The following is a 13,700-nucleotide window of genomic DNA, read 5'->3' as shown; positions in this document are numbered from 1 at the left end:
TCGTCGCCAAAACCCTCCAGTTGCTGGCGGCGAGGGGCGAGGTAGAGGAGGGCGCGCCGTCGTACGCCATTGACCGCTACAAGTTGCTGGACGTGAACGCCGGTACTACCGGCGGAGCAGGCGGCGACGCCTAAACAGCCCGCACAACACAATTGGCGGCAGTGTTCGTGAAGAACACTGCCGCCAATTTGTGGTTGAACGGGTTTTGCGGAAACGGGCTCAGGTGCCCAGGTTCCTTCTATCAACCACGAAGCCGGTTGCCGCGTTCTCGCGAACTGCGTTGATACCAGCCACTACAGCTTTCAGATTCGGGAACTGTGGCGACACTGCCACAACCGTTCCATCCTCCGCGGTCAGCCGGAACCGGAATGAGTTGGTTCCTGCCTTGAGAATTTCAAAACTGCCAGCCATGTTCCCCTGTTCTTTCACGCGACATTGCGTACCGAGCTGACTTCATAACTCCCTCAAAGACCATATCGGCCATTTCTGGCGACCAAAAGCCCTACTGATCGGTAATCTACAACCGATTTTGGTAGATCTCTTGGAAACAACCCCTAGGAGCTAGAGACCGCATGGACCGCCGCGCGTATCGTGAGGATATGACTGACACCGGCACGGCCCCCACCACGGGCGTGCTCCTCGCTGCAGGCGCCGGAACACGGCTGGGCCGTGGCCCCAAGGCGCTGCTCCCCTTCCGGGGCAGGACTTTGGTGGAAGTCTTGGCCGACACCCTGTTCGACGGCGGCTGCCGCGAAGTTGTGGTGGTGCTCGGCGCGGAGGCCGACCACGTCCGGCGGAGCACCGATTTGGGCACTCATACGGTGGTGGAGAACCAGAACTGGGCCAAAGGAATGGCCGGTTCCTTCCGCGCCGGCATTGACGCGGCCACGCCAGGCAACAGCATCATGGTGGCGCTGGTGGACCAGCCCGGGTTAACCCCGACGGCGGTGAGCAGGCTGCTGGGCAGCCACCGTCCCGGCCGGGTCACCGCAGCCGCATACCCTGATGAGCACGGCCACCTGAAACGCAGGCACCCGGTGATTATCGACGTCGGACTTCGCTCCGAAGCGGCCGCAGCCGCGAATGGTGACACGGGTGCGCGCTCCTTCCTCAAGGCGCATCCCGGCCTGGTGGACTTGGTGGACTGCAGCGACCTCTGCTCCGGCGAAGACCTGGACACCAAGGATCAACTGCATCTTTTGGACGGGTAGAGGCGGGTAAGTTAGGGGCATGATCCGCATCGAAACTGATGATCTCGCGCGCCCTGATGTCCATCAGCTCCTGAGCGAGCACTTGGCCGATATGTTCGCCACCTCCCCTGCGGAGAGTGTTCATGCCCTGGACCATTCGGCGTTGTCGCACGAGTCGATCACGTTCTGGACTGCACGCGAGGACCGGGTTCTGCTGGGATGTGGGGCGTTGAAGATGCTGTCCGCCGGGCATGCCGAGATCAAGTCCATGCGCACCACCGCCAGAGCCCGCGGACGTGGTGTGGCCACGCTGATGCTTGAGCACATTGTGGCCGAGGCGGCCCGGCGGGGCTACGAGCGCGTGAGCCTGGAGACAGGAACGGAAGACTACTTTGCTCCTGCCCGCAGGCTATATGCCCGGCACGGATTTACGGAGTGCCCGCCGTTCGGGGACTACACCCTGGATCCCAACAGCGTGTTCATGGAGCTCACCGTCTCCCCCAAGTAGCTGGCATAAGTGGTTGTTCCCAAGGCTGGGAACAACCACTAATGCGAGTCAGTTGGGGATGAGGGTGCGGTCGCGGAGCGCAAGGTAGATCTTGTCCCGCGCAATGGGCAGCTCGCCGAAGCGGATCCCCGTTGCGTTGCGAATCGCGTTGGCCAGCGCGGGTGCCACGGGGTTGAACGGGCTCTCACTCATGGACTTTGCACCCAGAGGGCCGGTGGAGTCGTTAGTGGTTGCGAAGTAGACCTCGCTCCGGGGCACGTCCGCGAACGACGGAATGTGATATTGCCGCAGGATGTCCGTGGTGACGCGTCCGGCGTCGTCCACTTTCACTTCCTCGTACAGCACCGCGCCGAGCGCCTGCGCAATGCCGCCCTCGATCTGGCCGCGGCACTGCCGCGGATTCACCACAACACCGGCATCGGCGGCCTGGACGCTTTGCAGGATCCGCAGCTCACCGGTTCCCGTGTTAACAGCAACCCTGAAGCCATGGACGTTGAACGCGACCGATCGCGGCGTCCCTCCCCAGTTGCCGTCCGTGGCGAGTCGAACGCCCTGCAACCGGGCGGCGTCAACGATTTCCGTCAGAGACAACACCCGATCGCCGCATTCAACGGCGCCATCCACCAAACGGCAATCCGTCAAGGCCGCTCCGGTCAGCGAAGCGGCAACCGTCTGGATCCGGGTGGCAAGTTCCAGCGCCGCCCCGAGCGTCGCCTTCCCGGCCACCACGGTTCCGGCTGAACCGAACGCACCGGTGTCGTGCTCCACGAGGTCGGTATCCGACTGACGCACGGTCACTTTGGACGCGGTCGTGGCCAGCGCGGTGGCAGCCAGTTGCGCATGAACAGTTGTGGTGCCGTTCCCGAATTCGGCAGTACCGACGTCGACGGCGAACCTTCCGTCCGCTTCCAGGCTCACCCGGGTGTGGGCGAAGTGGCCGCGGGGCGGGACGGTGTCGATCATGGACAAGGCCGAGCCCTCCCCCACCACCCAGTCCGGCCCCAGATCATCCAAGCCCGCGGCGCGGTAGCGTTCCTTGCCACGGTCCAGCGCGTCCCGGACCAACGCCACGCACTGGTCCAGGCCGTAGCTGCCGTAGTGGACGTCTTCCTCGGGCTCGGGTGTTGTGGAGAGCATGTGATCGCCGGGCCGAACCATGTTCTTGAGCCGGAACTCGAGCGGATCCATGCCGATGCCGATGGCGAGTTCGTCAATGGCCGACTCGATCGCGAAGATCATCTGGCTCAACCCATAGCCCCTGAAAGCACCTGCTGGGACGGTGTTGGTGTAGACCGCGTGGGCGTCAACCTTCTTGTTCACACACTTGTAGACGGCCAGCGATTCTCCACAGCCGTGGAACATCACACCGGGAGCGTGGTTTCCGTAGGCGCCGGTGTTGGTAAGGACGTCCAGCTGGAGCGCTGTGAGATACCCATCGCGGCTGGCGCCGGCCTTGAGCTTGATGGTGAAGGGGTGCCGGGTGGTGGTTGACGTGAACTGCTCCGTGCGGGTGAACTCCAACTGCACCGGCCTGCGAAGGGCCAGGGCCGCGAGGGCTACAAGATCCTCAGTGAGGACTTCCTGTTTTCCGCCGAATCCGCCGCCAACCCTGCCGGCAACTACGCGGATGGTCTCCGGCGCCAGGTTGAACACCCGGCTCAGGGTCCTCTTCACCAGGAAGGGAACCTGCGTGGAGGACCGGATCATCAAGCGGCCATCCTCATCAAGCCAGGCAATGGACGCGTGGGTTTCCATGGCCACGTGCTGGACCCGCTGCGTCTTGTAGGTGTGCTCGTGGATAAAGTCGGCAGCCGCGAAGCCGTCGGCCACGCTACCCAGTTCGGCGTGGACCTCGGCCACTACGTTGTGATGCGGGCGGGAAATCCGGGAGAAGACGCCGTCCTTTTCACCGTGAATCGCCGGGGCGCCGGGGAGGATGGCTTCCTGCGGAGTGAACACCGGTTCCAGGAGTTCGTACTGCACTTCCAAGGCCCGCGCACCAGCCTCGGCTGCGCCCACGGACTCAGCCACCACCGCTGCAACCCGTTGCCCGATGAACCGCACCACGTTGTCCAGCACACGGGTGTCGTCGGGGTCGTCCGTGTAATTCTCGTGTTGGGCTGTGGAGAACAGAAGCTGCGGAGCATCCTCATAAGTGAAGACCGCCACGACGCCGGGAACTGCCAGAGCAGGCGCTTTGTCGATGGACACGATCCGGGCATGCGGGTGCGGCGAACGCAGCAACTTCATGTGCAGCAAGCCCGGAAGTTGCTCAGCCGGAACATCAAGGGTGTAACGGGCAGTTCCGGTGACGATCGCCTGGCCGGCGGGTGCCGGAACGTTGTCGCCGAGCTGGCCCGGCGTCGCTTCTACAGCGACTGGCGGCTGAGTACCCGACACGGAATGCGCCCCCGAAACTGTCTGGGCCCCCGAAACGTCCGCACCGGCGTCGTGCTGGTGATCGCTGCCGTGGCCACAGACCGCGTCCGCGATGGAGCGGTAGCCGGTGCAGCGGCACAGATTGCCCTTGAGGTTGCGGGGCAGGTTGGCGCGCTGCTCGTCGTCGAACGTTGCAGCGGTCATCATCATGCCGGCGGTGCAGAAACCGCACTGGAACCCCTGGGCCTCCAGGAACTGCTCCTGCACAGGGTGCAGCCCATCAGCGGAGGCGAGGCCCTCGATGGTGGTGACCGCTTTGCCCTCGGCACGGACAGCAGGGTAAATGCAGCTGTGGACGGGCATGCCGTCAACGTGCACGGTGCACGCACCGCAGTCACCGCCGTCGCAGCCTTTCTTGACGCCAAAATTGCCCTCTTCGCGGAGGAACGTGCGCAAGCACTGGCCGGGGCGGGGGGTGGCCTGCGAGGCAGTTCCGTTGATCTCAATTGCCATTCGGGGCCTCCTTCTGCTGGGTGCTTGATGTGGTGGGCTGGGTGGACAGCTGGGGCGAGGTGTTATGCGGCGGCCAAAAATCACCGGACACGCTCATGGACTCGCCCAGCAGCTCCGCCCTGATCTCCTCGGCAAGCTTGAACGTCATGTCCCGCCGCCAGGCAGGGAGCCCGTGGATGTCGTCGTGGTACAGCGGCCACGGAATGGAATCGCCGACGGCGTCAGCCAGCGTCCCGGCGTCAGGAACCTGACCTGCGGGGAACCTCAGTTGCACAGGCCGTTTAGTGGACGCGGTGACGGTGATGACCAGGGCGCCGTCGGGATCGAGCCGCCCGATCAGGAGCACACCGGAACGGCCAAGGTTGCTAAGCGATAAACGCCGGAAAGCGACGCGGGCGGACAATGCGGACGCGGGAAGATGGATGCTGCGGAGCAGTTCCCCCGGTGCCAGGAGAGTCTGCATATCCCCGGTGACGACATCCGCCACCGGAACATCCCGGCTGCTGCCGTCCGGGCTGAGGATGGTGGCGACGCCGTCCAGGCCTGCGCAGAGTGAGGTCATTGGCCCCGCCGGCAGGCCGGTGCAAATGTTGCCACCCACGGTGGACATGTTCCAGATCTTGAACGAGGCCACGAACGAGTCGCAGCACGGGCGGATCAGTGCCAGTCCGGGCCATTCACGGTTGGCTGCTTCCGCGGCCAGCGGCAGGGCGTAGAGCTCCGCGACAGTGCAGGTGGCGGCCAGTTCGACGCCCTGGTCAGTGAAAGTGATAGTGGGCCATTCTGCTTGGCCGAGGTCAAGGAGCCGCTTCAGGACGTTGCTGCCGTAGGAGAAGAGGACCGTTCCTCCGGCGAGCCAGGCGTCGCCGTCGCGCCACTGTGCCGGGTCCGTGGTGGGGACCACGGCCTCGATCGTGTTCATGTCCATGGGTCCTCCTGAGTGAGGTGTTGAGGTGCTGGATGAATCGGGCCGGTGCTGTCCCTGAGGGAAGGAAACCCGGGGGTGCTGGTTTGTCCGCCGGCACCGCGGTGGGCGATGATTTCTGCCGTGATGGACACGGCGACTTCGGCAGGAGTCACGGCGCCGAGGTTCAGGCCGATGGGCGAGTGCAGCCGTTCCAGGGACTCCAACGGCGTGCCTGCCTCAAGCAAGGCGTCGATCCGTTGGCGGTGGCTGCGCCGCGAGCCCATTGCCCCAACATATGCCAGCCTCAACCGGAGGGCACTTTGGAGCAAAGGGACATCGAACTTGGGGTCGTGGGTCAGGATGCACACCACCGTGCGGGCATCGATGCGTCCTGCCGCTGCCTCCGATTCGAGGTAGCGGTGCGGCCACTCGGTGACCACCTGCTCTGCTGCTGCAAAGCGGCTCTGCGTCGAGAAGGCAGGCCGGGCGTCGCAAAGGGTGACGTTGTAGCCGAGGAGCTGCCCGGCAGGCAGAAGGGCTGCGCTGAAGTCGTTGGCACCGAAGATGAGCATCCGTGCTGCCGGCAAACGGCTTTCGACAAACAGCGTGATGGGCTCCGGCTGGGCTTCTTCCTGTGGAGGCATGGCCAGCCTTTCGGTGGTCATCCAGCCATCGATGCACCCCTCCGGCGGTGCCAAGCGAACCAGGCCGGCACGGCCGCCTTGGAGCAGCGGCTCCAGCTGGGCAGCAGCGGCGAAAAGTGTGGAGGGGTGGTCGCCCAGCAATTTGGCGAGTTCCTCGGATTCCATGGCGCGGAACCGGACAGGATCATGGACCACCATGACTCCGCCATCAGCATCGAGCCGGCGGATCAGGGCCGCTGGACGCTTCGCTTCAGCAAACACGGAAAGTTCGGGCGATCCAGCCATGAGCGGCTGGATGTGGACTTCCAGTTCCCCTCCACAGGTGAGTCCAACGGCGAACGCGTCCTCGGAACTGTAGCCAAAAGACTCAAGGCGAGGGCCGCCGTCGCGCATTGCTTCCAAGGCCGCCTCCACCACGGCGCCTTCCACGCAACCTCCGGACAAGTTGCCCAGGATTTCGCCGTCTTCGGAGACCATCATGGAAGTCCCCAGGGGCCTCGGCACGGAGCCGCCGGTCCCTACGATCGTGGCCACAGCACACAATTGGCCGGAGACCGCAGGCCGCCAGCTGCCCAGTGAAGGCATCAGATCCAGCATGGCAACACATCCTTATTCCAGGTGTCCCGGCGGGGTGGCCCGTCCGGAGCAGTGCGCGATCTTGCCTCATATTCTCATTGACAGAGGATGTTGAGGGGTAGTCGCAGGTAATCAGCAAAAGTTCAATCAGCAAGAGTTCATAGGAACGGGGGCAAGGGCTTCATCTCCCTGCCCCCGTTCCCTGACGGAGCGCGCGGTAACCAGCCGCCGCCCGCCGTCGTGCCTTTTCCAGTCCGTAAAGGCGGGAAGGACCACGACGGCGGACGCCTATTCGTGCGGTGGGTACCGGCGGACCGTCGATCAGAGTGCCGGAATGGTGCCCGCCGGCGCGGGGTGCGGCTCCTGGTTAGACGCCCATCAGGGCGTTGATGGGGCCCCGGGCGAAGTAGATGATGAAGCCCGCCGTGACAACCCACATCAGCGGGTGGACCTTCTTGGCCTTGCCCGACGCCGCGCTAATGACGGCGAAGGAGATGAAGCCGACACCGATGCCGTTGGCGATGGAGTACGTCAGGGGCATGGTCACGATGGTCAGGAACGCCGGGAGTGCGATGGAGAACTTGGTGAACTTGATCTCCCGGATCTGGGCCATCATCATGGCACCCACTACCACCAGGGCTGCAGCTGCAACTTCCAGCGGAACCACGGAGGTGAGCGGTGTGAAGAACATGGAACCCAGGAACAGCAAGCCGGTGACCACTGAGGCCAGGCCGGTGCGTGCGCCTTCGCCGATGCCCGCCGCCGAGTCGATGTACACGGTGTTGGACGAACCGGACGTTGCGCCGCCCACCACTGCGCCCATGCCTTCAACAATGAAGGCCGACTTCAGCTTGGGGAACGTACCGTCCTTGTGTGCCACGCCAGCGCTCTTGGCCAGGCCCGTCATGGTGCCCATGGCGTCGAAGAAGTTGGTGAACACCAAAGTGAAGACCAACATGGTGGCCGCCAATCCGCCGATCCTGGCGAAGGAGCCGAACAGATCGAACTGGCCTACCAGGCTCAGATCCGGGACCGAAACCAGCTGGCTGGACAGGATGGGGACATTCAGGTGCCAGCCGCCGGGGTTCTGGGCGCTTCCGGGACCAATCCGGAACACGGCCTCGGCTACAGCGGCGAGGACAGTGGTGGCGACGATGCCGATCAGCAGGCCGCCCTGGATTTTGCGTGCCACGAGGATGCCCATGGTCAGCAGTCCAACAATGAAGACGAGGGTGGGGATGGACGTGATGGAGCCGTTGTCCCCCAGCTGAACCGGCGGTCCGCCTGTGGTGGCGCGGACAAAGCCGGAGTCCACGAAGCCAATGAAGGCAATGAACAGGCCGATGCCAACGGTGATGGCGGCCTTGAGCTCCTTGGGGACTGCCTTGAAGATCGCCGTCCGGGCTCCGGTGGCACCGAAGATGACGATCAGGATGCCGTTGATAACCACCAGGCCCATGGCTTCGGGCCACGTGACTTCCTGAATGACCGCGACGGCGAGGAACGAGTTGATGCCCAGGCCGGCGGCAAGGCCGAACGGCAGGTTGGCCACCAATCCGAAAACGATGGTCATGACGCCGGCAGTCAGGCCGGTGACGGCGCCTACTTGCGCAGCCGACAGCCACCCCCCGGCAACGTCCACAGGGGCGTTGTCTGCCGAGAAACCACCCAGGATGAGCGGATTGAGGATGACGATGTACGCCATGGTGAAGAAGGTGACCAAGCCGCCGCGGAATTCGCGGGCCAACGTGGAGCCACGCTTGGAGATCTGGAAGAACTTATCCAGGAAGGAGTTCGACACCGGAGGCTTCTTGTTGCCATCCGCCAGGCCGGTTGCCGTGTGCTTTGCAGCTGTGGGCTCTGCGCCATCTCCCTGGGGAAAGAGTGCAGCCTGCTTCTCAGCTGAATTGTCCAGGATTGTCATGTCAGCCACCGGGCCCTAGTAGTCAATCCTGGAATCAAGCGTGTTCCATGTGGTGAACGGCTGGAGGGCCTCCGGAGCCTGGGGGTCGCCCAGTTCCAGTTTGGCTACCGGCATCAGCGCGTCCCGGTTGTCGTTCTCGAAGTATTCGTAGAAGACTGCGTCATCGAAGCCAACGGATGCGGCGTCGTGACGGTCTGCGGCAAAGAACACGCGGTCCACGCGTGCCCAGAGTGCGGAGGCCAGGCACATGGGGCATGGCTCGCAGCTGGTGTAGAGGGTTGCTCCGCTGAGATCGAAGGTTCCCAGTTCGCGGCAGGCGTTGCGGATTGCCGTGACTTCTGCGTGTGCGGTGGGATCGTTCGTGGCGGTGACGCGGTTGACGCCTTCGAAGGCTCGTCCGTCCGCGGTGACAATGACGGCGCCGAAGGGGCCCCCACTGTTGAGGACATTGGCTGTTGCCAGCTCAATGGATGTGGCCAGGAATTGCTCGGCCGTGACGGTTGTACTCATGTTGCGACTTCCTTAGTGCTGAGGAAGCCAGGTGACCTGTTTGGGGGCGCTACAGAGATGAGCTCCAGATAGCTTGGTTACCAGGCTTCAGCATGTGCGATGAAGGTTAAGTTGCGCCTGGTAGATAGCTTCCCGAGGTCCGGGTGCCCGCCTTTGGCAGTTAGAGCGTAGCACCAGGTTTGTGAGCCGCGCCATAGTTTTTTGAAAACTTAATTTCGTCATGCGAAATAACTTACTCTGCGGTCCTGGTGCCCAAATATGACCGCAGCCCGCCCGCAAGCGTTGACTGCCGTCGTCGAGCATTTTACGCTTTTCGGACTGGGCCGCGTTCTGACGGTCCGGCAACCTGGATCAGCAGACAGGGCCTAACTGAGCTGGAACGCATACATGCCGACCAGACAAGGAACCTGTAATGACCCCTCTTTGGATCAAGAACCCGCTGGGTATCTTCACCGCAAATGACCACGACGCCGGCGGCGGCCTGGTGGTCTCAGACGCTGGCACCATCATTGAGCTGGTGCCTTCGGGCGGGCAGCCGTCCGCGCCCTGCACCGTCTTCGATGCCTCCGCCCACGTGGTGCTGCCCGGGCTCATCAACACGCACCACCACTTCTACCAAACCCTCACCCGCGCCTGGGGTCCCGTGGCCAACGCGCCCCTGTTCCCCTGGCTGCAGAACCTGTACCCCGTGTGGGCCCGGTTGACGCCTCGAAGCCTCGAGCTCGCTGTGCAGGTTGCGCTGGCGGAATTGCTGCTTTCGGGCTGCACCACCGCCGCCGACCACCACTACCTCTTCCCCAACGGCATGGAAGACGCAATCGACATCGAAGTGGCCGCAGTCCGGGCCATGGGAATGCGGGCCACGCTGACCCGCGGCTCCATGACCTTGGGAGAGGACGACGGCGGGCTGCCGCCCAGGACCACGGTCCAGTCACCTGAGGCGATCCTTGCGGACAGCGAACGGCTGATTCGCAAGTATCACGAGACCGGTGATGGCGCTGTTGTGCAAATCGCCCTTGCCCCGTGTTCACCCTTCTCGGTGACCAAGGAAATCATGGCCGAAAGCGCTGCCATGGCTGAACGGTTCGACGTCCGGCTCCACACTCACCTTGCCGAAACGATCGACGAGGAAGACTTCTGCCAGTCCATGTTTGGGCTGCGGACCGTGGATTACCTGGAGTCCGTGGGCTGGTTGGGTTCACGTACCTGGCTGGGTCACGGCATCCACTTCAACGACGAAGAAATTGCGCGGTTGGGTGCTGCCGGAACAGCGGTGTCCCACTGCCCGACGTCGAACATGCGCCTGGCATCCGGCACCGCGCGGGTCCTGGAACTCGAGGCTGCGGGTGTTCCCGTGGGGCTGGGAGTGGATGGTTCGGCGTCCAATGACGCTTCCAACATGATCCTTGAAGCCAGGCAGGCCCTGTATTTGCAGCGCTTGCGGTATGGCGCATCCGTTCCCGTGGAACGTGCACTGGGGTGGGCCACGCGTGGGTCGGCTGCGGTTCTGGGCCGGTCTGATATCGGCCAGTTGGCTCCGGGTTTCCAAGCAGACCTCGCCCTGTTCAAGCCGGACGAGCTGCGTTTCTCCGGCAGCCACGATCCCGTAGCTGCGTTGTTGCTCTGCGGGGCTGACCGTGCTGATCGTGTGATGGTTGGGGGTGTTTGGCGGGTGGTTGATGGCGCGATTCCCGGGCTGGACGTGGCCGGGCTGATCGCTGAGCACTCGGCCGCGGCCCGGAAGCTCGTGGCGGGGTAGCCCCGGGGCGCTGAGGCCTCGCCCAATTCGATGGTTCGCTGCGTACCGTGCCGTGCGTTCGGCACAGTACGCAGCGATTCCACGAATCGGGCGTTTTCCACATAGGGCAATTGGATCCTTTTCCCCGAGCCGCGCACCTTCGAGGCTGGTCAGATGACGAGGATTACCCAGCGCAAACTCCCTGAAGGTATGAATCTGTGGCGAACAGAAGAACTTCACGCTGCCGGATTCAATGATCGGAAAATTGCAGCCTTGGTGCGGAGCGGAGTTTTGGTCCGGCTTCGCCGAGGCTGTTACATCCGCGGCAGCACCTGGGAGGCGCAGAAACCCTGGATTCGAAGCCGTCAGCTGATTGCCGCACATGCCCACGGAACACTAACGACGGCGGCCGGCGGCTTTGTCTACAGCCACACCTCCGCCGCCCGCCTCCACGGCTTGTTCCTGTGGGATGTGGATGACCGCGTACACATCAACACCGTGACAACCCCATCCCGCACTTCGCACGGCGTTGATGTTATTCCACACACGCGGGCCTTGAGTCCCTCAGAGGTGGAAACCGTGCAGGGCATGCCATGCACGTCCCTGGAACGAACCGTCGTGGACTGTTGCCTCATGCTCAACTTCAAGCAATGCCTCATCGTGGTGGACCACGCGCTCAGGATGGGTGCCAACGCCCTTGTTTTGCAGGACATGTGCCACAGCCTGGGTGGGCGGAATGGCGTCATTAATCTTCGAAGGGCTCTGGAGAATGCCGATCAAAAATCGGAATCACCAGGTGAAACGCTTACCCGTGAGCTGATCCTACGGCTGGGAATCGCCATGCCTGAGCTGCAAGTTGAGGTAACAACCAAGAAGGGCAAACACCGCCTGGACTTCGCGTGGCGCGCGAAGAGGTTGGCGTTGGAGTTTGACGGGAAGGTCAAGTACTTCGACTACGCCCCCACCGGCGAAGTGATCTACCGGGAACGCCAGCGCGAAAAGGCCCTCATGGAACTCGGCTGGAGGTTCATCCGGATCACGTGGCAGGACCTTTTCCGCGAGCACGAGTTCAAGGTTCGACTCCTGCGCGCTCTCCAGGAATAGGGCCACCCAATTCGTGGGCTCGCTGCGCACTCGATGTCGCGCACGGCACCCTACGCAGCGAAGGGTCGAAACGGGCGGCGGAGCGGAGGCGGGGCAGGCAGCATGCGGAAAGGCGGGCGATACCTCCCCAGGTATCGCCCGCCTCTTTGGCTCTGTTGCGCAGAGTCCGCGCCCCTAAGTGCCTAAGGGCGCTGCCGACCGAACACAGGGAGCGCGCGCAGCCAACGGGAGAACCCGCCGGCTTTGCGGTCGCAGTCGGCCGGAATGTAGAAGTCCGGATCTGTCGCACCGAAAGGCAGGTACAGCTCCTGACCCGGCGCCGGGAATTCCACGACGTTGTTCGTATCCTTCGAGTCCATCTGTTCCTCCTCTTTCTCATGCACCCAGTTTCCGCTCTTCGGAAAACTTTTATTGTTATGTGGAAAGTCTAGGCAGTCGGGAAACGAGCCGTCAAGACCCCCGAGAAGCCATACCGAGTTGCCCCGGTCACATTTGGATGGTTCATAACGATCCCCGGGAACCCGTATACACAGGACGAAATAGTGCGCTACTCTCGAATGAGTTCGTGGCGTAGGTCACGTAACCTGAGAGCAGCAGGCAGGGTCGTAATGAGCTGGCATCCATGGATGCTGGCTCTTTTTTGTTGGGTCAGCTCCACCAGAAACGCAGTGGAAACACGCGCTTAATTTCATTGATGGAACGTAGGTTCCACCTCACAGAAGTTGGGATATGACCATGAGCAACAACATCGTCCTCGGCGAAAACCAGTACGGCAAAGCAGAAGTCCGCGTCGTCAAGGTCACCCGGGATACCGACCGCCACCACATCGAAGATTTGAACGTCACCTCGCAGCTGCGCGGTGACTTCCAGGCGGCCCACCTCGAAGGCGACAACGGCCACGTCGTTGCCACCGACACCCAGAAGAACACGGTTTACGCCTTCGCCCGTGAAGGCATCGGCTCACCCGAGTCCTTCCTGCTTCGCCTCGCAGACCACTTCACCGGCGGATTCGACTGGGTTACCGGTGGCCGCTGGGAAGCCGAAGCCTACAGCTGGGATCGCATCCAGGCCCACGGCGAGGGACACGACCACAGCTTCGTCCGCAACGGGCAAGAGGTGCGTACCGCCGTCGTCGTCCGTGATGGCGCAACCACGCACGTCATCAGCGGCCTCAAGGACCTGACCGTCCTGAAGACCACGCAGTCCGGTTTTGTCGGCTACCCGCGCGACAAGTACACCACCCTGCCGGAGACCACCGACCGCATCCTGGCCACCGATGTATCCGCCCGCTGGCGCTACAACACCAACCTGGACTTCGCCGGCACGGACTTCAACAAGAGCTACGAGGACATCAAGGCACTCCTGCTTGAAGGCTTCACCGAGAACTACTCCCACGCACTGCAGCAGACGCTGTTCGACATGGGCAAGAAGGTCCTGGAAGCACACAGCGAAGTGGATGAGATCAAGTTCTCCATGCCCAACAAGCACCACTTCCTGGTTGACCTGAGCCCGTTCGGCCTGGACAACCCCAACGAGGTCTTCTTCGCCGCGGATCGCCCGTACGGCCTCATCGAAGCCACGGTCCAGCGCGAGAACATCGAGGCTGCACCGGTGGCATGGAGCGGCATCGCCGGCTTCTGCTAAACCCGCACCAAACGCGGACTAAGCCGCACCATCTCAAGGGTTTGTGTGCAGGTCCCCCCAACG

At 63.0% G+C, this 13,700-nt stretch carries 12 protein-coding genes; 5 read left to right on the top strand and 7 right to left on the bottom strand.

The window, feature by feature from the left end:
• Positions 1-219: 219 nt before the first annotated feature.
• Entirely contained in the window at positions 220-411 is a 192-nt protein-coding gene (locus tag EU811_RS08290; protein ID WP_044569301.1) for a YegP family protein, read from the bottom strand.
• Between the two features lie 161 nt (positions 412-572).
• Between EU811_RS08290 and nboR the strand changes: the two genes are divergently transcribed.
• A complete protein-coding gene (gene nboR, locus EU811_RS08285; RefSeq protein WP_142938003.1) occupies positions 573-1,211 on the top strand; it encodes a nicotine blue oxidoreductase in 639 nt (212 codons plus the stop codon).
• Positions 1,212-1,230: 19 nt separating this feature from the next.
• Positions 1,231-1,698: a GNAT family N-acetyltransferase gene (locus EU811_RS08280; protein ID WP_142938002.1), complete on the top strand. Its 468-nt coding sequence runs from the start codon at positions 1,231-1,233 to the stop codon at positions 1,696-1,698.
• Positions 1,699-1,746: 48 nt separating this feature from the next.
• On the opposite strand, the gene EU811_RS08275 is transcribed toward EU811_RS08280, so the two are convergent.
• From EU811_RS08275 to EU811_RS08255, 5 genes are all read right to left on the bottom strand, one after another.
• Positions 1,747-4,590 carry a molybdopterin-dependent oxidoreductase gene (locus EU811_RS08275; protein ID WP_142938001.1) on the bottom strand — a complete coding sequence of 948 codons (2,844 nt, stop codon included), beginning with the start codon at positions 4,588-4,590 and terminating at the stop codon, positions 1,747-1,749.
• Positions 4,580-5,518 (bottom strand): FAD binding domain-containing protein, encoded by a 939-nt coding sequence (locus EU811_RS08270; RefSeq protein WP_142938000.1) that lies wholly within the window; start codon positions 5,516-5,518, stop codon positions 4,580-4,582. The genes EU811_RS08275 and EU811_RS08270 overlap by 11 nt, the downstream gene beginning before the upstream one ends.
• Positions 5,509-6,738 (bottom strand): XdhC family protein, encoded by a 1,230-nt coding sequence (locus EU811_RS08265; protein WP_142937999.1) that lies wholly within the window; start codon positions 6,736-6,738, stop codon positions 5,509-5,511. The genes EU811_RS08270 and EU811_RS08265 overlap by 10 nt, the downstream gene beginning before the upstream one ends.
• A gap of 346 nt (positions 6,739-7,084) precedes the next feature.
• Positions 7,085-8,641 (bottom strand): NCS2 family permease, encoded by a 1,557-nt coding sequence (locus EU811_RS08260; RefSeq protein WP_238703346.1) that lies wholly within the window; start codon positions 8,639-8,641, stop codon positions 7,085-7,087.
• Between the two features lie 15 nt (positions 8,642-8,656).
• Positions 8,657-9,151 carry a nucleoside deaminase gene (locus EU811_RS08255; protein WP_142937997.1) on the bottom strand — a complete coding sequence of 165 codons (495 nt, stop codon included), beginning with the start codon at positions 9,149-9,151 and terminating at the stop codon, positions 8,657-8,659.
• 412 nt (positions 9,152-9,563) lie between these two features.
• Between EU811_RS08255 and EU811_RS08250 the strand changes: the two genes are divergently transcribed.
• A complete protein-coding gene (locus tag EU811_RS08250) occupies positions 9,564-10,910 on the top strand; it encodes an 8-oxoguanine deaminase (protein WP_142937996.1) in 1,347 nt (448 codons plus the stop codon).
• A gap of 153 nt (positions 10,911-11,063) precedes the next feature.
• Positions 11,064-11,993, top strand: coding sequence for a type IV toxin-antitoxin system AbiEi family antitoxin domain-containing protein (locus tag EU811_RS08245; protein WP_142937995.1), 930 nt, complete (start codon positions 11,064-11,066; stop codon positions 11,991-11,993).
• Positions 11,994-12,175: 182 nt separating this feature from the next.
• Here EU811_RS08245 and EU811_RS23790 read toward each other — a convergent pair whose 3' ends face one another.
• Positions 12,176-12,352: a hypothetical protein gene (locus EU811_RS23790; RefSeq protein ID WP_014922716.1), complete on the bottom strand. Its 177-nt coding sequence runs from the start codon at positions 12,350-12,352 to the stop codon at positions 12,176-12,178.
• Positions 12,353-12,722: 370 nt separating this feature from the next.
• Between EU811_RS23790 and pucL the strand changes: the two genes are divergently transcribed.
• Positions 12,723-13,637 carry a factor-independent urate hydroxylase gene (gene pucL / locus EU811_RS08240; protein ID WP_187697099.1) on the top strand — a complete coding sequence of 305 codons (915 nt, stop codon included), beginning with the start codon at positions 12,723-12,725 and terminating at the stop codon, positions 13,635-13,637.
• The last annotated feature ends 63 nt before the right edge of the window (positions 13,638-13,700 follow it).

This window comes from Arthrobacter sp. TS-15 (genome assembly GCF_006964045.1).
Taxonomy (GTDB): Bacteria; Actinomycetota; Actinomycetes; order Actinomycetales; family Micrococcaceae; genus Arthrobacter.
This window is presented reverse-complemented; position numbering and strand designations above follow the sequence as displayed.

Bases quoted from the DNA above. Each gene is read 5' to 3' on its own strand.
- EU811_RS08290 (WP_044569301.1), bottom strand. From the start codon at position 411: ATGGCTGGCAGTTTTGAAATTCTCAAGGCAGGAACCAACTCATTCCGG.
- EU811_RS08275 (WP_142938001.1), bottom strand. From the start codon at position 4,590: ATGGCAATTGAGATCAACGGAACTGCCTCGCAGGCCACCCCCCGCCCC.
- EU811_RS08245 (WP_142937995.1), top strand. From the start codon at position 11,064: ATGACGAGGATTACCCAGCGCAAACTCCCTGAAGGTATGAATCTGTGG.
- nboR (WP_142938003.1), top strand. From the start codon at position 573: ATGGACCGCCGCGCGTATCGTGAGGATATGACTGACACCGGCACGGCC.
- EU811_RS08280 (WP_142938002.1), top strand. From the start codon at position 1,231: ATGATCCGCATCGAAACTGATGATCTCGCGCGCCCTGATGTCCATCAG.
- EU811_RS08250 (WP_142937996.1), top strand. From the start codon at position 9,564: ATGACCCCTCTTTGGATCAAGAACCCGCTGGGTATCTTCACCGCAAAT.
- EU811_RS23790 (WP_014922716.1), bottom strand. From the start codon at position 12,352: ATGGACTCGAAGGATACGAACAACGTCGTGGAATTCCCGGCGCCGGGT.
- pucL (WP_187697099.1), top strand. From the start codon at position 12,723: ATGACCATGAGCAACAACATCGTCCTCGGCGAAAACCAGTACGGCAAA.
- EU811_RS08265 (WP_142937999.1), bottom strand. From the start codon at position 6,738: ATGCTGGATCTGATGCCTTCACTGGGCAGCTGGCGGCCTGCGGTCTCC.
- EU811_RS08255 (WP_142937997.1), bottom strand. From the start codon at position 9,151: ATGAGTACAACCGTCACGGCCGAGCAATTCCTGGCCACATCCATTGAG.
- EU811_RS08260 (WP_238703346.1), bottom strand. From the start codon at position 8,641: ATGACAATCCTGGACAATTCAGCTGAGAAGCAGGCTGCACTCTTTCCC.
- EU811_RS08270 (WP_142938000.1), bottom strand. From the start codon at position 5,518: ATGGACATGAACACGATCGAGGCCGTGGTCCCCACCACGGACCCGGCA.